The following is a 19,998-nucleotide window of genomic DNA, read 5'->3' as shown; positions in this document are numbered from 1 at the left end:
GCCATAAACTGTAGGCTATAGGCACTAAGCTATAAGCAATTTTTAAACGAATAGCTTACCGTCAAACATTACCTTATACACCTCTTGACCTCAAAGTCAAGAGGTTTTTTTATAGGCAAAAAAAGTGTAATTTTACCAGCGTCATGAAACATGAAAACGAACATAACCATCATAATTTTGCAGAACTTTTAAGATCTAACGGATTAAAAGCAACCCCTCATAGACTGCGTGTTTTAAACGAAATAACGCAAAAAGACGCAGCTATATCCCAACCGGATTTAGAAAAAAAATTAGGAAAAGAAATCGATCGTGTCACCCTATATCGCATCTTGGCAAGCTTCGAAGAAAAAGGATTAGTACACAAAATATTCGATCTGAACGGTACAGCTACTTACGCCATCTGTTCGGATCACTGTTCAGAAAACCATCACCATGACCAGCATGTACACTTCATTTGTTCGGTCTGCAACAGTGTATATTGCTTAGCCGAAATTACCGTTCCAAAGGTATCCCTTCCCACAAATTTCACGTTGCACTCCATCGCAATAAATGCGGTAGGACTATGTGCAAACTGTCAAAAAAAGGTATAGATTTGTCTTCAAGGAAATAACTAGCCAAGGAAATTCTTTTGCCTTTATTAAGCCTAAAAACAACGCTAAAAACCAAAATTTTTCTAATGCTAAATATTTAAATTTAAAAATTTAAATAACTGAAATAAAACACATTAAAATAAAACAGATAATATATAAATTCAGTTTATAAATTTTAGCAAAACACATTAAAAACCGTAATAAAACCATTACCACACTCTACATACAGGAAAACCACATTCACATTTCAACTATTTTAGCAAAACAATACATAAATAGCTTATAATCTAATAATTAATAAAGCTAAAATAAATACACAATTAATAAATAGAAAAACAACACACTGTCCAAACCCATCACCTCATTTTTCCAGCACATACCGAACATTTTTTACGTATATTAGTTTAATGATTAGAAGCATCAGCATAGCGGAGCAAAGGTCAACAATACAAGCTCCCCTATCCTACTGTTTTCAGAGAACGAAAGTCTTTTCTTTTAGAAAAACAACAAACACATGAAACAAAAAAAAGAGAACCCTTATAAAGAAGTTTTAACCCAACTCATTGTTGATGTTTTCGAGAAGTCCGGCAATCAAGCACTCAACTACAAACAGGTCTCAGCCAAACTTAATCTGGCTGACACAGACTCTAAAGTAGCTATTGCCGACATTCTCTCCGACGCATCCAAATCCGGCAAATTCCTGCAAGTATCACGAGGAAAATTTAAACTCCGCCAACTGCAGGTTTATGTTGTCGGCAAGGTTGATATGACTGCCGATGGGTCGGCTTATATTATCCCCGAGGACGAACTCGAAGACGACATCCATATCGCTCCACGGAAGCTTCGCCAAGCCTTGCACAATGACATTGTGAAAGTGCATGTATACGAACGCAGCCGAGGACGAAAAAGAGAGGGCGAGGTAGTCGAAATTATCCAGCGCGCCAAAACCGATTTCACGGGAACAATCGACATTTCAAAATCGTATGCTTTCTTCCTTCCGGACGACCGCAAGATGATTCATGACATCTTCATTCCGCTCGACAATCTGAACGGCGCCAAAGATGGTGAGAAGGTTTTGGTATCTATTGTAGAGTGGCCAAAAAATGCAAAGAACCCCATAGGCCAGGTGAAGAATGTATTAGGTAAGAAAGGCGAGAACAACACCGAGATGAACGCCATCTTGGCTGACTTTGGTTTTCCGTTGGAATTCCCAAAAGCCGTCGAAAAAGAAGCCAACGCCATACCACTGGAAATACAGCAGAAAGATATTGAAGGCCGCAGGGATTTTCGGAGCATCACCACTTTCACCATCGACCCTATCGATGCGAAAGACTTTGACGACGCCCTGTCTTTTCAGAAACTTGAAAATGGCAACTATGAGATAGGCGTACACATCGCCGATGTATCACATTATGTAAAACCTGAGACCGAACTGGACAAGGAAGCCTTTCAACGCGCAACCTCCGTTTATTTGGTTGACCGCGTCATCCCTATGCTTCCTGAGCGTCTATCCAATGGGGTCTGTTCCTTACGTCCGAACGAAGACAAACTCTGCTTTTCTGCCGTATTCGAAATAGACGAGAAAGCCAATGTACTTGATCAATGGTTTGGAAGAACCATCATCAACTCCGACCGCCGTTTCACCTATGAAGAAGCACAAGAGGTTATCGAGAACCAAGCCGGAGATTTTGCCGAGGAAATCCTTAAACTTAACGAACTCGCCTATATCCTTCGCGAACGCAAGTTCAAGAATGGCGCTATCGCTTTCGAGAGCGAAGAAGTTAAATTCCACTTGGATGAAAACGGCAAACCATTGGGCGTATACACCAAGGTTCGGAAAGATGCACACAAGCTCATCGAAGATTTTATGCTATTGGCCAATAGAAAGGTAGCCGAGTTTATCGGCAAGCAAGGACGCGGAAAGAACAAACTGACTTTTGTCTACCGCTTCCACGACACCCCCAACCCGGAAACACTGACCACATTTTCACAGTTTGCCTCCCGGTTCGGCCATAAGCTCTCCATCAAATCCGACAAAGAAACAGCCAAATCATTAAACGCATTGATGACGAAGATAGAAGGCAGCAAGGAACAGAATCTATTAACTTCCCTAGCTATCCGTTCTATGGCGAAGGCAATTTATACAACCAAAGGCAGTAGCCACTATGGACTGGCGTTTGACTACTACACACACTTCACCTCCCCTATCCGTCGATATCCGGATGTGATGGTACACCGTCTTTTACAATTCTATTTAGACGGCGGCAAGAAAATCAATGCCGAGCATTACGAGAAAATGTCGGAACACTCTTCACAAATGGAGAAAAAAGCCGCGGAAGCTGAACGTGCTTCCATTAAGTACAAACAGGCAGAGTTCTTACAGGACCAGATCGGCGTAGAGTACAAAGGTATTGTATCCGGTGTAACCGAATGGGGCATGTATGTAGAAATCGAAGAAAACAAATGCGAGGGTATGGTACGCTTGAGGGACATCACGGACGACTTCTACACCCTAGACGAAAAGAACTATGCCATCATCGGCCAACGTAAGAAGAAGAAATATCAACTTGGCGACGAAGTGCAAATACGGGTGAAAAAAGTCGACCTAGAGAAAAGACAGATCGACTTTACGCTGTTGGGTTAGTGTATTTCAGAGAGGGTGTCTCCTATGTTTACTTACAACAAACATAGGAGACACCTCCCTACTCGTACTCGTTTAAGCATAGCGGCAACGAGTACGATATTTCATCCTCGTTTGAAACGAGGACGAGGGAGAGTTTTCCCCCTCTTACCCTACCAAGGCTTAAAGTCCGAAGTCACGGGTTTGGTGAGATCAAACTCTACCGAGAAAAAACGGTCCGAACCGATGCGACGGAGATTGTACGTAAACTTACCATCTTCCATCGTAATCCACCACACATTCTGACAGCCATAATCAATCAGCCTACAGGTTTCCTCATCAGCAGGAAAAGACTGCAGGTTATCCCAACCTTCATTGCTTGCCGTACCACCATAGAAAGTAATAGCATCCGCAGAGCCATCTTCATGTCGATGATCGTGCTTCAACGTTATTTTATGGTTTGAATAAGTCAACACCCATGTTCTTGACTTGTCCTCTCCCACATAAAACGGAATCTTGACTTCGCGGTCATCATAGCTCATGACCTGCATCAGTAGCCGTTGCCCCGTAAAGCCATCACCTTCCCTACCTCCCGCCACAATCTTCCCTTCGTAATACTTTCCTTCATGTGCTTTAAACTTTTCCAGGAAAAGTTTTGCGTTTGATTTTTCCTGACCAATCACCATCTGACAGCACAGCACAAACAACAATAACAGTACATTCTTCATATTTTCATTTTTAAAGTCAATTGGTGAATATAGCCTTTTCTTGTGATATAAAAATATAACTTCATGAAAATTAGGATAATTCAAAAACTATCCATATCTTTGCACCGCCTTAGGCAATAGAGCCTATTGTATATTTTATTTCATGAACCCATTTTTAGACTTGGGAATCCGTCATGAAGTTGTTAATGCCATCACTGAGATGAGTTTTGAGAAACCATCTCCTATTCAGGAAAAAGCCATTCCTGTTTTATTGACTGGTAACGACGATTTTGTCGGATTAGCCCAAACCGGCACAGGAAAGACAGCGGCATTTGGTCTTCCATTATTAGAGTTAATCGACTTTACTCAAAAGCACCCGCAGGCTTTAGTATTATGTCCTACACGTGAGCTTTGCTTACAAATCGCAAAAGATTTAGAAAAATTCGCCAAGTACATTGACAACGTTAGTGTTGTTGCCGTATATGGTGGTGCAAATATTTCTGACCAATTGCGTCAAATCCGTCGCGGTGTACAAATCGTAGTTGCTACACCAGGACGTATGTTAGACATCATTGGCAGAAATGCTATTGACTTCTCCAACGTGAAATACGTGGTATTGGATGAAGCAGATGAAATGTTGAACATGGGATTCCAGGAAGATATCAACAATATCTTATCGGAAACTCCAGACACAAAGAAAACCTGGTTGTTCTCAGCAACAATGCCAAGAGAAGTACGTCGTATAGCACAAAACTACATGACCGATCCTCATGAGCTTACTGTTGGAACGAAAAACACAGGTAACGCAAACATTGAACACCATTATTATTTAATTAAGGCTAAAGATAAATATGCGGCGTTCAAACGTATTGTAGATTACTACCCTGAAATCTTCGGTATCGTGTTCTGTCGTACAAAAATCGAAACACAAGAGATTGCTGAAGCTTTGGTAAGGGATGGCTACAATGCTGACTCGCTACATGGTGATTTATCACAGCAACAACGTGACAAGGTAATGAAACGTTACCGCGACCGCAGCTTGCAATTATTGATTGCTACTGACGTTGCAGCACGTGGTATCGACGTTAACGACGTTACGCACGTTATCAACTTCTCTTTACCTGATGAGGTTGAGAACTATACACACCGTTCAGGACGTACAGCTCGTGCAGGGAAAACAGGTGTTTCCTTGTCATTAGTAAACGTAAAAGAACAAGGTAAAATCCGTCGTATCGAAAAGATCATCGGTAAACCTTTCGTGAAAAAAGAAGTTCCACAAGGAACTGAAGTATGTGAGAAACAATTATTTGCTATTGTTGACAAAATCCGCAATGTAGATATCAACGAGGAGCAGATCAATCCTTTCTTACCTACGATCATGGAGAGCATGCAAGACCTATCGAAAGAAGACATCGTAAAACGTCTTGCTTCTTTAGAGTTCAACCGCTTCTTGGAATACTACCAGAATGCACCAGACTTGAATCTTGACGCTCGTGATAGCCGTAGTAGAGATGGTGGAGAGCGCGGCGATCGTGATGACAGAAGATCACGCACGGCATCCAAAGGATATACGCGTTTGTTCATGAACTTAGGTTCTGTGGATGAATTCAGCCGTGGAGATATGTTAGGTTTCATCTGCAACAATGCAAATATCCCGGGCAAGTCTGTTGGTAAAATCGATTTGAAAGGTGTATTTACATTCTTCGAAGTAGAGGATGCTGAAGTCAACAAAGTATTCGAAGGCTTCAAAGGCGTAGACTACAACGGCCGTCAGGTTCGTATCGAAGTTTCTGGCGAAGAGAGAGGTGGAAGCCGTGAAGGAAGATCCAGAGATCGCGGTAGTCGTGGTGGTGATCGTAGAGATCGCTCAAGAGGCGAACGCAGAAGCGGAGGTTCATCCGAACGTCGTGGTGGAGACCGTGAACGCGGAGGTTTCAGAGACTTCTCCGGCAAACGTAAAGAAAGCAGAAGCAGATATTAATCTATATCTGTCCTAAGATAAAAAAAGCCTGATTTTCTATGAAAATCAGGCTTTTTTATCTCCTTCGACGCAAATACCGCCACTTCGATCGCCGTAGCCGGGACCCTTTAGCAGGATAATGCCTTTTCGGGGTAATGTTATTGAAAATAAGAGCTACGACAAAAAGAATCAGCACACCCGACAACACGGGACTAAGCACATACCAATAGCCCAAAGATGCTACCTTTGTTCCTCCTGTCACGGCAATCATTGCTGTAGCTCCACCGGGAGGATGCAGTGTGCGGGTTATCTGCATAGCAACGATGGATAAAGCTACCGCTAAAGGTGCTGTAAGCCAAATAATATCCGGTAATAATTGTGCAACGGTCACTCCCACCAGCGCAGAAACCACATGTCCTCCAATCAAGTTACGCGGCTGCGCCAGAGGACTGGCAATAAGTCCATAAACCAACACTGAAGATGCTCCAAATGAACCTATCAGAAAGACATTTTCCAATTGGGGCAAACTAAAAGACTGTATAAAAGCTATACAGAATATCCCAACAAAGGCCCCCACGAAAGACCAAAAATGCTCGCGTGGGTCGACAAGCGTTTCTTTATAGAATACATAGCGGTACACCCGCAGTTGTCGCTGAATTTGTTTTTTCAAAGGGTAAGCCTAATAAATTACTTATTATTCCGTTGGCGGATGGCTTCATAAATAACAACCCCTGCCGAAACGGACACATTCAAGGATTGGATTTCGCCAAACATTGGAATTTTCGCCAGTTGATCTGAAATACGAATCAAATCATCTGATACACCGACATCTTCTGCGCCCATAATGATACAGGTAGGCACGGTATAATCCACATCATAGATCGAATTTTCGGTCTTCTCCGTGCTCACCACCAACTGCACACCCGAATCTATCAAGAAACGTCCTGTTCTTCCCAACGAATCCTCACGACACACAGGAATTTTGTACAACGCACCTGCCGAAGTTTTTATTGCATCTGGATTAATCTCAGCCGAACCTTTCTTCGGTACAATAATCGCATGCACGCCGGAACACTCCGCTGTACGGGCAATCGCGCCCATATTTCGTACATCTGTTACGCCGTCCAACATCAGTAACAGCGGTGTCTCACCCTTTTCATAAATCGTCGGCAACAAGTCCTCGATTTTTTGGTACGTGATAGGCGAAATAACCGCAATAACCCCTTGGTGATTTTTGCGTGTGATACGGTTCAGTTTTTCAATGGGCACCTGTTGAAAGGCAATATTATGCTCCTTCAATAAAGTTTTCAGTTCCATGATCAAACTTCCGCCCAGTCCGCGCTGCACAAACAAGGATTCAATCTCTTTGCCGCTATCAATAGCCTCGATCACGGCACGGATTCCAAAAACCATCTGGTTGGACTCTCTCTTTTCCCCTCTGTCTCTGCGTTGGAAATTCTGCATTTTTTATTTTTTAGATATTGCAAATGTGCGTAAAGTTAGCGGGTTAGAATATGGCTCTAACTTCTTCACTTTCTCACTTCTTAACATAGTATGCGGCAAAGATAAGAAAAGAAAAAGATGTATTTAGCTCAGGCCGAGATTAAATGCTTTCCGAAGGGTATCCAAGGCCGGGTTTTTGGCGACCATGGCTTGGTATTTCTCTTGCGAGGTATACGGTTTGCGCACCTTGGTCACTTCCACCTGTTTACCGACCAGATCCAAAGCAAAATTATTGAGTTCTACACGAAGGAAGTTCAAGATATCAATCTTACCGACTTTCAGCTCATCCATCTGCACAGCGTTCTCTACGTCCACTTCAATGAGCGTACCTGCAAACCGCGGGGTATTCGCCGTCATAATCGTATACAGGGTAATGCGGTTGCTTAGCTTCAATTTATCCGCGTATTCGTTCCACTTGGACATGAAGGCATTCAAAGTCACTTCTGCAAAGGCACTTCCTTGCACCAGGTCACTATCCTTTGATTCTTCCTTGGGTTTTTCGACGAAAATTGTGTTCAGGTTCGGAACATTCACCGAGGAGGTCACTTTTCCCCAACCTTTTTTAGGTGTTTCACGTGGCTCTTCCGTTGTTTTATCGACAACAACCGAACCTCCCGACATGCTTGTCTCAGGTTTTGGCGGATTGACGATCGGTTGTGGTGGCGCAGGCATAGGCCTCGGGCTAGATGGCACCGCCACATTTGCCAAAGGTTTTTCAGCTACCGGTTCAGGTCGTTTTTTTTTTACTTCAGCCGTAGCAGAAGAAAGTTGACCATTTTGGGACAACTGTATGGCCGATGCAATATGACACATCTTGAGCAAAGCCAACTCCACTTGCAGACGTTGGTTCTTGCTATTTTTATAGTTGATTTCACATTGATTGGCAATATTCAATGCCGAGAGTAAAAGCCCGGAGTTCATTGCTTGCGACTGCTCTAAATATTTCCGTTTGATGTTCTCGCTAACTTCCAATAATTTCAGCGTTGCCGGCTCTTTTGAGACCAAAAGGTTACGGATATGTGAGGACAATCCTGCAATAAAATGCCCACCATCGAAACCTTTATTAAGGACTTTGTCCAATATAAGCAATGCCTCTGCTGCATCTTCCTTGGCGATACCATCCATCAACTGGAAATAGTAATCGTAATCCAGAATGTTCAGGTTATCGATAACAGCTTGATAGGTGACGTGTTTATTCGAGAAACTTACAATCTGATCGAACATAGACAGCGCATCCCGCAAGCCCCCATCCGCTTTTTGTGCGATGACATGCAAGCCATCCATTTCATACGTCACATTTTCCTTATCGGCAATGGACGCCAAGTGGGTAGCCATATCCTCCACCTTGATCCGGTTAAAGTCAAAGATCTGACAACGCGACAAGATCGTCGGTAGGATTTTATGTTTTTCGGTGGTCGCAAGGATAAATATAGCGTAGGAAGGTGGTTCTTCCAAAGTCTTTAGAAAAGCATTGAAAGCAGCCTGTGAGAGCATATGCACCTCATCGATGATATAAATCTTGTACTTGCCGGATTGGGGCGGTATACGCACCTGTTCAATCAGGCTACGGATATCATCAACCGAGTTATTGGATGCAGCATCAAGCTCGTGAATACTGAAAGAGTTGCCCTGTTGAAAGGATTTACAGCTTTCACAGTTGCCACAAGCTTCCACTTGCTCCGAAATATGTTCACAGTTTATTGTTTTGGCCAAGATACGCGCACAGGTAGTTTTTCCAACACCCCGAGGACCACAGAACAAAAAGGCTTGCGCCAATTGATTGTTGTGTATAGCGTTCTTTAATGTACCGGTAATATGCTGCTGTCCTACGACAGAGTCGAAGGTTACAGGGCGGTATTTCCGGGCCGAAACGATAAAATTATCCATTGCACGAAGATACATAAAAAATCAAAAGGAAAAATGTCAAAACATAAAATATGCCCATCGTGTTATCCTATTGTCAGGTTGATTATCTTGCTGTCCCAATACGGGATAACTGTATAAATGTTTAAATTAGCCCTTGAAAATAACAAATAAAGAGGTGATTTTACCCCTGCTACATACACATGCATCAGACCTATGGAAGAAGTTTTCAAAATATTCAAGATCGATAGCCGGGACGCGGAGAAAATTGCTGCACAGATCAACAAACCACATCAACATAACTTTGAGGAGCTCCTGATCGGAAAAGAAGGCCAACTGGAACATTTCATCGATTTTAGATCCGAACTTATGGAAGCGCCTTTCATTAGTTTTGTAACGCAGGGAAAAGTGCATCGTGTAAAGCCATTACCCAAGCATGGACGGTGTGCTATCTGGGGAATCCGTTTTAAGAGCGAATTTATTGCGGAAACAACTTTCCGTCTGTATGCCTCATTCCACGATAACGCCAGCTTTTGTATAGAGAACAACCAGCAGTTTGTACGCCTGGACTCGATCTGCGAAATGATCAACGACGAGTACCAGCAGGATGTGCCGGACTTCTCCGTGATCCGGGACTTACTGAGCGCTTTATTTACAATGATTCAATCTGCGCGCAACAAGCAAAATAGGAACAACGATGAAACCATGCAAATAAGCAGCAATACATTCCGTAGTTTTTTAGCGTTACTGGATAAACATTATAAAGAAGCCCGCGATGTGAATTTTTATGCGGAAAAGCTTTTTATGTCGACAAGAAATTTAAATAATATCTGTCAGAAAGTCCTGCACCAAAGTGTTTCTGAAATTATAGAAACGCGCAGGCTTACAGAGGCTAAAAACCTCCTGATGACCACCAGCTTAAATATTGCAGAGATTGGCTATAAATTAGGGTATAACGAAAAAACATACTTCACGCACGCCTTTAAACGAAAGTCGGGAATTACGCCCTCTGCGTTCAGAAAAGAGATGAAAAAGATCATCTCTTAAGCCGCAGCAGATGACGGACTTCTTAAAAGCACAACATTTGTTCTGATAAACGTTACCCCGGTCATTGGTAAATTGAGGAATTTTGTACTGTAATAGCTGATGATCGCATATATTAATGAACAGAAAGGATTTTTTTAAGACAATGACAGTACTACCTTTAGGTGCAGCAGCAGTTAAGTTAAGTGCCCTGCGCAAAGTTACAGATGGCTTCGAAGCAACAGAAAAAATGCCTGTTTTATTTTTGGGGCATGGCAATCCGATGAACGCCATAGCGGACAATATATTTACCCGCGGTTTTCAAGAAATGGCCAAAACACTTCCTAAGCCAAAAGCGATATTGTGTATTTCTGCACACTGGGAGACAAGAGGCACTTTTGTCACGGCTATGCCTCATCCGGAGACCATTCATGATTTTGGAGGCTTTCCTCAGGCACTGTTCGATGTTCAATATCCGGCACCCGGAAGTCCTGAATTAGCCAAAGAAGCTGCCGAATTGATTACATCAACTACCGTTCAGCTAACCGATGATTGGGGATTAGATCACGGCTGCTGGACCGTCGCGAAATTCTTATACCCCGAAGCGGATGTGCCGATTGTGGAAATGAGCATAGATTACACACAAGGCCCCGCATACCATTATGCATTGGCACAACAATTAATGGCGTTGCGCAGAAAAGGCGTGCTGATCATAGGAAGCGGGAATACGGTGCATAATCTGCGAAAAGTGGCGTGGTCAAAAATGAACGAAGTAGGTTTTGCTTATGAATGGGCAGAATCTGCCAATGAGAAAATCAAAAAATTTATTACGGACGGCAACCACCAAGATCTAATTGCCTATGAAAAACAAGGCATAGAATTTCAACTGGCAATTCCAACACCCGAGCATTTTATACCATTAATGTACACTTTAGGTCTTCAGGAAAAAGGCGAAGTACCCACCTTATTCAATGATGCCCTTATTGGAGGGTCACTGAATATGCTTTCCGTAAAAATTGATAAAGCCTAACATCAACCAGAGCTGATCAATAGGTTTAGATGGCTATCACCCATCTTACATCAAAGCTATCGATGACCTCTATCAGTTTCTGGCACACATCGTCTATAATAACCCGGTGTGTTTTACCGAATTCAAGCTTTTCAATCAATGCCTGCCTTTCACCGATCGTGTTACACTGCAGAAAAACAGACAGGTAATTGCCGCGTATTCTTCCTTCGTTGTGTATCAGATCTGAACCGTGGATAATGATGCTATCGGAAACAAGCGAACCGATAACGACAGGCTTTTCGGTATAGCCCTGAATTTCTGTTTCCAAAGTGTCAAACGCTATTGTCCCCCCAAAACAAGTCTGATAATACGTGAGTGCTTTCCTGCAATTACCAGAAAATGTAATGAAAACCGCACCCACGTATTTAGAGGTCGTCATCATATTTTACGCATCGGGAATTTCTGGTTCGACAAGCTTTATTAATTTGTCAAGCGATTCCTGCCAACCCAAATAACACATTTCAGCAGGAATCGCAGCAGGGATTCCCTCTTGTAACACTTTCAGCTCCGTACCACAGGAAACCTTATTCAGCCATACGGTTGTTGTCATTTCTCCCGGCAGATTCGGGTCATCGAACGAATCGGTATATTTAATACGTTCATTTGGCTTTATTTCTACATACGTTCCACCAAAAGAATGGCCGTTTCCGGTACTGAAATTAATGAAAGTCATGCGGTATTTACCTCCGACCTTGAAATCCATCTGTTGCACGGTGCAAACAAAGCCATAAGGTGGCAACCAAGCTGCATGCGCAATAGGATCGGCAAATGCCCGAAATACTTTTTCGGGGCTTGCTTGAATAACCCGATGTAATGAAACTGAATTTTTCATAATATTACTATTTAAATGCTGATATAACGGATTGTGCATTATCATTTTTTGTTCTGAGGCTCCGACAGTGCCTATGCTGAACGTGACGAAGTACACAGCCTGAAATTTGTCGAAGGAATTGTCATCCTGAACCTGACACCTGCTTCGCAGTCGACAAACTCAGCATGACAATAGGATGCTTTTATTTCATCATGCACAAAGGGTTGATAGAACTCCTGTATATGCTGAGCAGCGTTATCTATCACTCAGGGACATCATTGCACCGTATCTTAGGGTTAAAACGATAAGAAACTGCGAGAATCCCCAATACCAGCAGCGGCATAAGCATAAAACCGATATTTTGATCCACGCAAGCATGACTGATAAATGCAAAAATCAGATTAAAGGTGAGTCCGGCATACGCCCATTCCTTTAATTTAGCCGATACTTTCGGATAGGAAATTGCAAGGACGCCCAATATTTTACAGACAATCAGGGCGTAAGCAAAGTAGTCCGGATACCCCAATGGCCTTGTTCCAATAGTCACCTGCTCCGGTGAAAAAATCAGGGCGCTTAGCGGCATTGCCCCTTCCCACAAGATGATGATGGTCGTTGCCACCCAAAAAAATATTTTATTCTTTTTCATTTCGGTAAGCATTAAGTTTATACGTGTGTTGATTCAACATAATTCACAAAGTTGTCCAAGATCGCCTGCCATCCTTGTTTCTGGAACTCAGGGTCATTTTCTGTTTCCGCATCAAATGTGGTTTCGATTTTGGTGTTCCCATCCCACACGGTAAACAATGTCGTAGATTTTCTCCCATCAGACATGGTGTAGGCGATCTCTTTATGCAGCTCAACACTGTCATAGGTACCTTCAAAGTCAAAACCAAAACTACCATCTTTAGCCTCCATCCTATTCTTGAACTTCCCACCTTTCCGCAGGTCGTTCTCACTACTTGGGGTGTGCCAGCTGGGATCCGGTGTGTTCCACCGCATAATATCGCTTGGTGTATTCCACGCCTTCCAAACGTCTGCTACGGGAGCATTTGCAATTGCTTCTACCGTAATTTTTGTTACCTGTCCCATTTATTTTTTATTTGTTTATAATCCTACAACTTTCATCTCAAACAAACCACTCAAGGCTTCCCTATGGGAATATCTCTTTTGGTTATCCGTCTTTTACCGTTCACGACCAAACCTTATAGGTTTCAACGTCTTCCCATCATCTACAACACAAAGTTATGCAGAAAAAGAAAACCAAGGCTGTTGTATAAACGACAATCTTAGGGGTGAATTATGACAAAATAATTTACTAACTTGCTTTAGAAAACATGCCACTATTATGCAGATTTCTGTCTTTGTTCCTGAATACGGAGTGATTGAAGCAGTTACACCACCTTTCAGAACTTTTCATACCGCCAACGATTTTTTAACCGTATTTGGTAAGAAACCCGTGTTCACCGTCGAATATGTCGGCCTGCGAGACTATGTTCCAGCCAACAATGGAGAATATATGGTAAAGACCGACAGGCTTCTTCAGGATGTAACAGAAACAGATCTCCTGATTATTCCGCCTACTTTTGGCGATACAGCCAAAGGCATCCAAGCCAATGCAGAAGCGATTCCTTACTTTAAAAAGCTATACGAAAAAGGGGCAAGCCTTGCCAGCCTATGTATCGGCGCCTTTCTTTTGGCAGAAACGGGCTTACTCAATGGCAAAAAATGTTCAACACACTGGGCGCATGTAAGCGAATTTAAAGCACGGTACCCGGAGGTGGAAGTCGAAGATGGGGCAATCATCACAGCGCATGATAACATCTACAGCAGTGGTGGAGCAAGCAGTTTATGGAACCTGATTTTATACCTCGTGGAGAAATTTGCAGACCGGGAGACTGCTGTCATGATTTCGAAATATTTCGCATTGGATATCGGGCGGGATAGCCAATCACAATTTGCCATATTCAAGGGACAGCGTAATCATGGCGATGAAGTCATTCAAAGGGCACAGGATTACATCGAAATGAACTATCAGCAGAAAATATCCATCGAAACATTGGCCAACCTCGTCAATATCGGCCGCAGAACCTTTGAAAGAAGATTCAAGGAAGCCACCAATAATACGCCTATCGAATATATACAACGGGTCAGAATAGAAGCTGCCAAGAGTTTCTTCGAAGCCTCCAGAAAGAACGTCACCGAAATCATGTATGACGTGGGGTATACGGACACAAAAGCATTTCGGGATACTTTTAAAAAGATAACAGGGCTTACCCCCATTGAGTACAGAAATAAGTTTGCCAAGGTTGCAACTGAAGTTTAATGAAAGATTTCAATACATCCTCGTTGCAAACGAGGACGAGATTGGAGCCTGGTTCATTACCCGAAGCAGGCTGTTTCTATTTATATTCCACCGTAGCGTGCGTCATCCTTACACCGACTTAAACCATTCGGCATATTTACCACCCAATATCGGCAATACCTTCTCTCGAGCATTCAGTGCATTGAAGAAACCTGTGAACCACAGAAACAGCAAAAAGAAAAATGCCACTATGCCGAACAGCCAGCCGATAAACGGAATCCAGCTCACAAACGTGGTAGCCAATCCTGTCAGCATCAGCCCAAGTGATTGTCGAATATGGAACTTTGCGTACGTGTTCTTCTTTTCGCTGTTCATGACCAGCGCTGCAACCAAACCGATAAGGGTGAGGTAGCTGATGATGGCGATTGTTTTTCCTTCTTCGATGATTTCTGGTGTACTTGCTCCTGTCAGAGTTTCCTGTGTGCGTTGTGTTGTCTCTTCCATGGTGATTTTTGTTGTATAGTTTATATTGTATTACTGTATAGTATATCTAGTATTATGTTAATTAAAGATGTCATGCTAACTGTCATCCTGAGCGGAGTCGAAGGGTGATACACCGGGGCTTCAACTCCGCTCAGCCTGACAAATTACGTCCAACTTAACACTAGGATTAAAATCCGAAACTTTTATAGTCTTTGGTATGGATGCTTTTGCCCTCTTTGTCAATGGCTGTTGCTTCCATCCTCATCGAGTCATTGTCTTTTAAGCTTTTTCCTTCCATTTTGAGCAAAATCCCCCCAGCTTGGTTTTGTAAATTTGGCATACCACCCTTACTAATCTTTGTAAGCTGACCGAATGCGCTCATAAAGTGACCTGCATCGACACCCAACTCCGTGGTCAGCCATAGTGTAGTTGTATATTCGGAAGTTGTTGCTTCATACACATCGCAGTTATAGTTTAAGATACTTTCCGAACCAATCTTTTTAATCGAAAATTCTCCATCAAACGTATCATCTTCCGCTTCTTCAACCGCAGCACCCAAAACTCCTGCCGTCATGCCTCCACCCAGTACCATGTAGCTCTTTTCTTTCTCCATGAAAGCTATCATGCTTGCACCATGCATAACCATAAACATATCCTTCTCTTGAGCTGCCGACATCCCAATATAATCTTCTCCACCAAACCACATAGTCATTTCTGTTGCCCTACCCTTGCTGCCTTGAGTTTGATAAGTTACGCCCAAGGTAAAATCATAGGTGTCGTATAGAGTTACATCACTTTTACCGATCGGAAAATCTATATTGCCAACATCTGAAGATGGTTCCCCATCTGCATTCGGTTGTCTATTCCCACTTCCTTTAATAGCTCCCTCGGCCGCATTTTCCACTTTGTCCATGCCCTTGTTGATGGCTTTGTCCGCTTGGCGCTCCACACGGTTATTGATCTGTTGTTCTACTTTTTTCTCCAGTTTTTTGCCAAGGCCTTTCAGCAATTGGGCATCACTTGTTTGTGGCAATAGGAATACCAACAGTAACAATCCGATTATACATACATTCTTCTTCATAGCTATGTTTTTTATTTTACACTTCATTCAAAACCCAAATATGCCCGACATTTCTCTGTAAACCAACCTCTTTTTTATGGATAGCCGCAAATATCCTACAATCTGTATCATCTATTGTATAAATGGTATTCTGTTGATTTCCGAGAGGAAAAAGCCTGTTTTTTCAATATATCCACGCTATGCAACCAATCATACAGTCATAGGTGGCATTTGTAAAAAACAGCTACACTTTGAGGATATAAAATGATAGCTTTGTCTTATACCAACAGGATGCAGCGTGGAACATGTACAGCTATTTGCGGACCGAAACTTATTGACCGTGTTTTTGTGGCACGTGACATTTGTTTACCTTATTGTACACGTGATACTGTCCGCCACGATCTATGGCAACACCAAAGACAAGGTCTTCCTGTACTATTTCGGCTATGTATTTTTGCTGTTTACGTATGTCGTGACCCGCAATTATTACTTCATGGAGATACGATCCTACCTGTTTGTGCATCTGTACACATTCTACGTGCAGGTTATCTATCTGTGTATCTATTTTTACTTTGGTCTTTCTATCATTAATTTTAAGACTTACTATCTCAAATTTACCCGATGGACGTACCGCTATATGTGGGTCATGATAGGGATAGGAACACTGATTTTCGTAGCCGGGCTTTTCAAGTGGATCCCCCCGGGCTATATGGCCGATTATTACCACAAGGTATTTTTTCCAATCCATACCGCCATCGCTCTATTTATTATATACAGAACATTTTCGCTCAGGCAAGAGCGACTTCGTTATTATTTTCTGATTGGTACGATTATCTATATCATCCTCGGTACCATTGCGGTGGTCACTACTTTTTACAGGACTCCCGGAGCCTTGATACAGCCCATCAGTTATTTTTATATCGGGATTATTATCGAAAGCACTTTCTTTGCGGTAGGTCTGGGCATACGGATAAAACGTGTCTATACCGATAAACTCGAAACCGAAAGAAGGCTCAATGCCACTCAGCAGGAACTACAAGTACAAATGTTGCAACAGATCGAACAGCAGGAGCAACGGAATATAAGTCTACAACAGGAAAAGGAATTGCAGGTACTCGCTACTCAAGTTGCCCAACTTGAGAACAAAGTCTTGCGGAGTCAAATGAACTCCCATTTTATCTTTAATGTTCTCAACTCAATCAAGGCCTATATCATCGAAAAAGATGTCACCAAGGCGGTCACCTATCTCAACAAGTTCTCCAAGTTGATGCGTCGGGTACTGGAGGCCAGTAGGGATGAAAACCATACTCTTGCGGACGAGATCAATGCAATCCGGCTATATGTCGACATCGAAAAAATGAGAGTTTCGGACAGCCTGGCCTCCGTTGTGAATATCAATATACAACAAGACGCCGAAACCATCCCCTTCCCGGCTTTACTGATACAGCCTTTCGTGGAGAATGCGATATGGCACGGACTAATGCCCTCGCACAGAGGAAAAGAATTGTCTATACAGGTGTTTAATATCGATACAGGTATTCTGATTGAGATTATGGACAATGGCATAGGTTATTCCAATTCGCTTCGGGAGAAAAAGACATTGAGCACACACCGTTCCCACGGAATGGACATCACCAAAGAACGTATCGCGCAATTCAACAAAAAGAACAAGCCACAAATATCATTTGGAATCGAGGACAGAATAGACATGATAGGTACACGAGTCTGGATACGTATCGATACATACGATTTATACAATAAATAAGTACATCTGTACAAATCAGTTCGCCTCGCTGTAGATTATTCCATATCTTTAAGGCGCTGTAATAATGTATATTGTAATGCTGTATAATGTATAATTATCGACAGCTTAAAATGAAATTATTTGGCACATAACAAAAAAATGTCATCGTCATTGCGAGAATACGAAGTCCCGCCTCAGGCGGGAATGACATCAAAAACGCAGATTGCGTCGTCATACTTCCTCGCAATGACGCGTTTTTTAATTTTTACTTTGAAATATGAGCTTGACCTGCATACTTGTTGACGATGAACCCAAAGCACTGACGAGTCTGAACTACGAGTTACAGGCTTTTGCAGAGAGAATACAGATTGTAGAACAGTTCACCCATCCCAAAGAAGCACAGTGTTTTTTGGAAACACAGTCCATCGATGTGGTGTTCTTGGACATCAATATGCCTGAGATAGACGGATTGACTTTCCTAGACGCATTCCCCGAGCGAAATTTTGAAGTTGTTTTTACCACAGCACACAGTGACCATGCTATCGATGCCATCAAAAAAGAGGCTATAGGCTATCTGGTCAAGCCTATCGATGCCGAAGATCTCGACAAAGTCGTCGACAGGTTGGAAAGAAGAATCGGAAAAGAGCCCTTTGCCGATAAACTGGAGGCAGCCATAGACCGTTTGAACAATATTGGTATGGGGCCGAAAAAGATTAAACTGAATCTGGACAAGAAGATTGTCTTTATTGATCCCAATGATATTATCTATTGCGAAAGTGACGGCAATTATTGCAAAATCATATTGGAGGGTGAACACAAGGATCTGTTCTTGACCCAAAAATTAAAACAGGTTTCCGAATTATTGCCCGACGAGCTATTCTACAGGGTGCACAACTCCTATCTGATCAACCTGCGCAAGGTCAAGGAATTTTACAAGACCGAAGGCTATATCCTCATGGAAAACAATATCAAAATTCCTGTCTCACGACAGAAAAGGAATGAGGTGTTGGGTAGGTTGTAATTAATTTGGAAAGTTAGGAAACTTAACTTTCCAAATTCAACTCGTAGCTGACGCTCCTGCCTTCTCCTTTCTGTAGCAAAATCTTTTTGTCAGTCAGGTCTTGTAAATCCCGTGTGGCTGTCGCGCGCGAGGATTTTGTAATGGATACATACTTTCTTGCTGTCATACCTTCTTCAAAACCGGAAATTCCTACATCAAACATTTTCAGCACAGCCTTTATCTGTCTTTCATTCATTTGTGATTCATGCTGATCCATAAATTTGGTTTTGCTGAGTGTAAACAATATAGTTTGCTTTGCACTCTTTTGGGATTCCAGAATAACAGTAGAGAAATACTGTATCCAATCTGTTATGTCCAATGTCTTTTGGGCGAGCATCAGTGCTTCATAATATTCTTTTCTGTTTTTTTCGATTGTGCTGGAAAGACTCATTAAAACAGGTCTTCTAAGCGATTGTGAAAGACATTTTTCGGCAATTGCCCGTCCAATTCTGCCATTTCCATCCTCAAAAGGATGTATACTTTCAAAATACAAATGAGCAATCGATGTTTTGATAAGGATATTTTTAATATCTGTCGCCGAAACGTTAAAAGCATGATACCATTTGATAAAGCTTTTCATCTCGTCAGGCATTTTATAAGAGGGGGGGGCTTCATAATGAACAGTTTCCCTGCCTATCGCGCCCGAAATAATCTGCATAGGTTCTTCACCCATTCTATATGTCCCTGCATTGACATAGGGATTGCCATTCATCAGCGTATGATGCCAACCTTTGATTAAGGATTCTGTGAGTGGCTCGGAATAGGATTTTCTTACTTCTACCATTAACGAAGCAATACCTTGAGATTTTTTATCCCGGATATTGCCGACATTACTTGAAAGTCCCAAATGCTTTTTGATGGACGACATAATGTCCTGTCTGCTGAAAAATTCTCCTTCGATTTCAGAGGTCTTGACCGCTTCAGAAATCATAAAGTGGAGGATGGTGTCTTGTTGCTCTTCCTTAGGCAGTGCATCAACAAGACCTTTTAATTCACCTGTTTCAAGGGCAAAATTTACTATTAATGAATCTATTACAGAATCATCATACGTGAAATTTGCCCAATCGGGAAGTTGCCAATTATACATTTTGATGCAATTACAAAATCTAATTGCCTCAAATATAATAAAAAAATGAGGCAATTAATAAAAATAATTGACTCATTTTTAGTAAGAAAGTATTGTAAAGAGCAGCTGTTTTATGT

19 protein-coding genes are annotated in these 19,998 nt (G+C 42.2%); 8 read left to right on the top strand and 11 right to left on the bottom strand.

Annotation, left to right across the window (positions count from 1 at the left end; genetic code table 11):
* Window positions 1–143 precede the first annotated feature (143 nt).
* Window positions 144–590, top strand: coding sequence for a Fur family transcriptional regulator (locus BM375_RS16025; protein ID WP_093367539.1), 447 nt, complete (start codon window positions 144–146; stop codon window positions 588–590).
* A 514-nt stretch (window positions 591–1,104) separates the two neighbouring features.
* A complete protein-coding gene (gene rnr / locus BM375_RS16020; protein WP_093367538.1) occupies window positions 1,105–3,234 on the top strand; it encodes a ribonuclease R in 2,130 nt (709 codons plus the stop codon).
* Window positions 3,235–3,383: 149 nt separating this feature from the next.
* Here the strand turns inward: rnr and BM375_RS16015 are convergent, their stop codons facing one another.
* Entirely contained in the window at window positions 3,384–3,938 is a 555-nt protein-coding gene (locus tag BM375_RS16015) for a hypothetical protein (protein ID WP_093367536.1), read from the bottom strand.
* Between the two features lie 142 nt (window positions 3,939–4,080).
* Between BM375_RS16015 and BM375_RS16010 the strand changes: the two genes are divergently transcribed.
* Window positions 4,081–5,898, top strand: a complete 1,818-nt coding sequence (locus BM375_RS16010; RefSeq protein WP_093367535.1) for a DEAD/DEAH box helicase — start codon at window positions 4,081–4,083, stop codon at window positions 5,896–5,898.
* Between the two features lie 55 nt (window positions 5,899–5,953).
* Here BM375_RS16010 and BM375_RS16005 read toward each other — a convergent pair whose 3' ends face one another.
* The 3 genes from BM375_RS16005 to BM375_RS15995 form a co-directional block, all read right to left on the bottom strand.
* The gene (locus tag BM375_RS16005) at window positions 5,954–6,547 is read right to left on the bottom strand and encodes an HPP family protein (protein WP_093367533.1); all 594 of its coding nucleotides are present in this window, start codon (window positions 6,545–6,547) and stop codon (window positions 5,954–5,956) included.
* A gap of 17 nt (window positions 6,548–6,564) precedes the next feature.
* Window positions 6,565–7,341 carry a 23S rRNA (guanosine(2251)-2'-O)-methyltransferase RlmB gene (gene rlmB, locus BM375_RS16000; RefSeq protein ID WP_093367532.1) on the bottom strand — a complete coding sequence of 259 codons (777 nt, stop codon included), beginning with the start codon at window positions 7,339–7,341 and terminating at the stop codon, window positions 6,565–6,567.
* Between the two features lie 123 nt (window positions 7,342–7,464).
* Window positions 7,465–9,267, bottom strand: a complete 1,803-nt coding sequence (locus tag BM375_RS15995; protein ID WP_093367557.1) for a DNA polymerase III subunit gamma/tau — start codon at window positions 9,265–9,267, stop codon at window positions 7,465–7,467.
* A 192-nt stretch (window positions 9,268–9,459) separates the two neighbouring features.
* On the opposite strand from BM375_RS15995, the gene BM375_RS15990 reads away from it, so the two are divergent.
* Complete coding sequence (locus BM375_RS15990; RefSeq protein WP_093367530.1) at window positions 9,460–10,290, top strand: helix-turn-helix transcriptional regulator; 831 nt, start codon at window positions 9,460–9,462, stop codon at window positions 10,288–10,290.
* Window positions 10,291–10,432: 142 nt separating this feature from the next.
* A complete protein-coding gene (gene ygiD / locus BM375_RS15985) occupies window positions 10,433–11,296 on the top strand; it encodes a 4,5-DOPA-extradiol-dioxygenase (protein ID WP_212611705.1) in 864 nt (287 codons plus the stop codon).
* A 25-nt stretch (window positions 11,297–11,321) separates the two neighbouring features.
* On the opposite strand, the gene BM375_RS15980 is transcribed toward ygiD, so the two are convergent.
* From BM375_RS15980 to BM375_RS15965, 4 genes are all read right to left on the bottom strand, one after another.
* Window positions 11,322–11,717, bottom strand: coding sequence for a VOC family protein (locus BM375_RS15980; protein ID WP_093367527.1), 396 nt, complete (start codon window positions 11,715–11,717; stop codon window positions 11,322–11,324).
* A 3-nt stretch (window positions 11,718–11,720) separates the two neighbouring features.
* Entirely contained in the window at window positions 11,721–12,170 is a 450-nt protein-coding gene (locus tag BM375_RS15975) for an SRPBCC family protein (RefSeq protein WP_093367556.1), read from the bottom strand.
* 238 nt (window positions 12,171–12,408) lie between these two features.
* Complete coding sequence (locus tag BM375_RS15970) at window positions 12,409–12,792, bottom strand: DoxX family protein (protein WP_093367554.1); 384 nt, start codon at window positions 12,790–12,792, stop codon at window positions 12,409–12,411.
* A gap of 17 nt (window positions 12,793–12,809) precedes the next feature.
* On the bottom strand, window positions 12,810–13,235 hold the full coding sequence (locus tag BM375_RS15965; RefSeq protein WP_093367525.1) for an SRPBCC family protein: 426 nt from the start codon (window positions 13,233–13,235) through the stop codon (window positions 12,810–12,812).
* A gap of 256 nt (window positions 13,236–13,491) precedes the next feature.
* Between BM375_RS15965 and BM375_RS15960 the strand changes: the two genes are divergently transcribed.
* Window positions 13,492–14,469 carry a GlxA family transcriptional regulator gene (locus BM375_RS15960; protein ID WP_093367524.1) on the top strand — a complete coding sequence of 326 codons (978 nt, stop codon included), beginning with the start codon at window positions 13,492–13,494 and terminating at the stop codon, window positions 14,467–14,469.
* Window positions 14,470–14,577: 108 nt separating this feature from the next.
* Here the strand turns inward: BM375_RS15960 and BM375_RS15955 are convergent, their stop codons facing one another.
* Both BM375_RS15955 and BM375_RS15950 read right to left on the bottom strand, forming a co-directional pair.
* Entirely contained in the window at window positions 14,578–14,952 is a 375-nt protein-coding gene (locus BM375_RS15955) for a DUF4870 domain-containing protein (protein ID WP_093367522.1), read from the bottom strand.
* A 166-nt stretch (window positions 14,953–15,118) separates the two neighbouring features.
* Window positions 15,119–16,012 carry a DUF4412 domain-containing protein gene (locus tag BM375_RS15950; RefSeq protein WP_170852695.1) on the bottom strand — a complete coding sequence of 298 codons (894 nt, stop codon included), beginning with the start codon at window positions 16,010–16,012 and terminating at the stop codon, window positions 15,119–15,121.
* A 277-nt stretch (window positions 16,013–16,289) separates the two neighbouring features.
* Here BM375_RS15950 and BM375_RS15945 point away from each other — a divergent pair, with 277 nt between their 5' ends.
* Together BM375_RS15945 and BM375_RS15940 are read left to right on the top strand one after the other, a co-directional pair.
* Window positions 16,290–17,756 carry a sensor histidine kinase gene (locus BM375_RS15945; protein ID WP_093367519.1) on the top strand — a complete coding sequence of 489 codons (1,467 nt, stop codon included), beginning with the start codon at window positions 16,290–16,292 and terminating at the stop codon, window positions 17,754–17,756.
* A 256-nt stretch (window positions 17,757–18,012) separates the two neighbouring features.
* Window positions 18,013–18,756, top strand: coding sequence for a LytR/AlgR family response regulator transcription factor (locus tag BM375_RS15940; RefSeq protein WP_093367518.1), 744 nt, complete (start codon window positions 18,013–18,015; stop codon window positions 18,754–18,756).
* Window positions 18,757–18,778: 22 nt separating this feature from the next.
* Here the strand turns inward: BM375_RS15940 and BM375_RS15935 are convergent, their stop codons facing one another.
* A complete protein-coding gene (locus BM375_RS15935; protein WP_093367516.1) occupies window positions 18,779–19,882 on the bottom strand; it encodes a Fic family protein in 1,104 nt (367 codons plus the stop codon).
* Window positions 19,883–19,998: the final 116 nt, after the last annotated feature.

Source organism: Sphingobacterium wenxiniae (genome assembly GCF_900116225.1).
Classification (GTDB): Bacteria; Bacteroidota; Bacteroidia; order Sphingobacteriales; family Sphingobacteriaceae; genus Sphingobacterium; species Sphingobacterium wenxiniae.
Note: the sequence above shows the minus strand (reverse complement) of the source record. Positions and strands in the feature narration are given on the sequence as shown.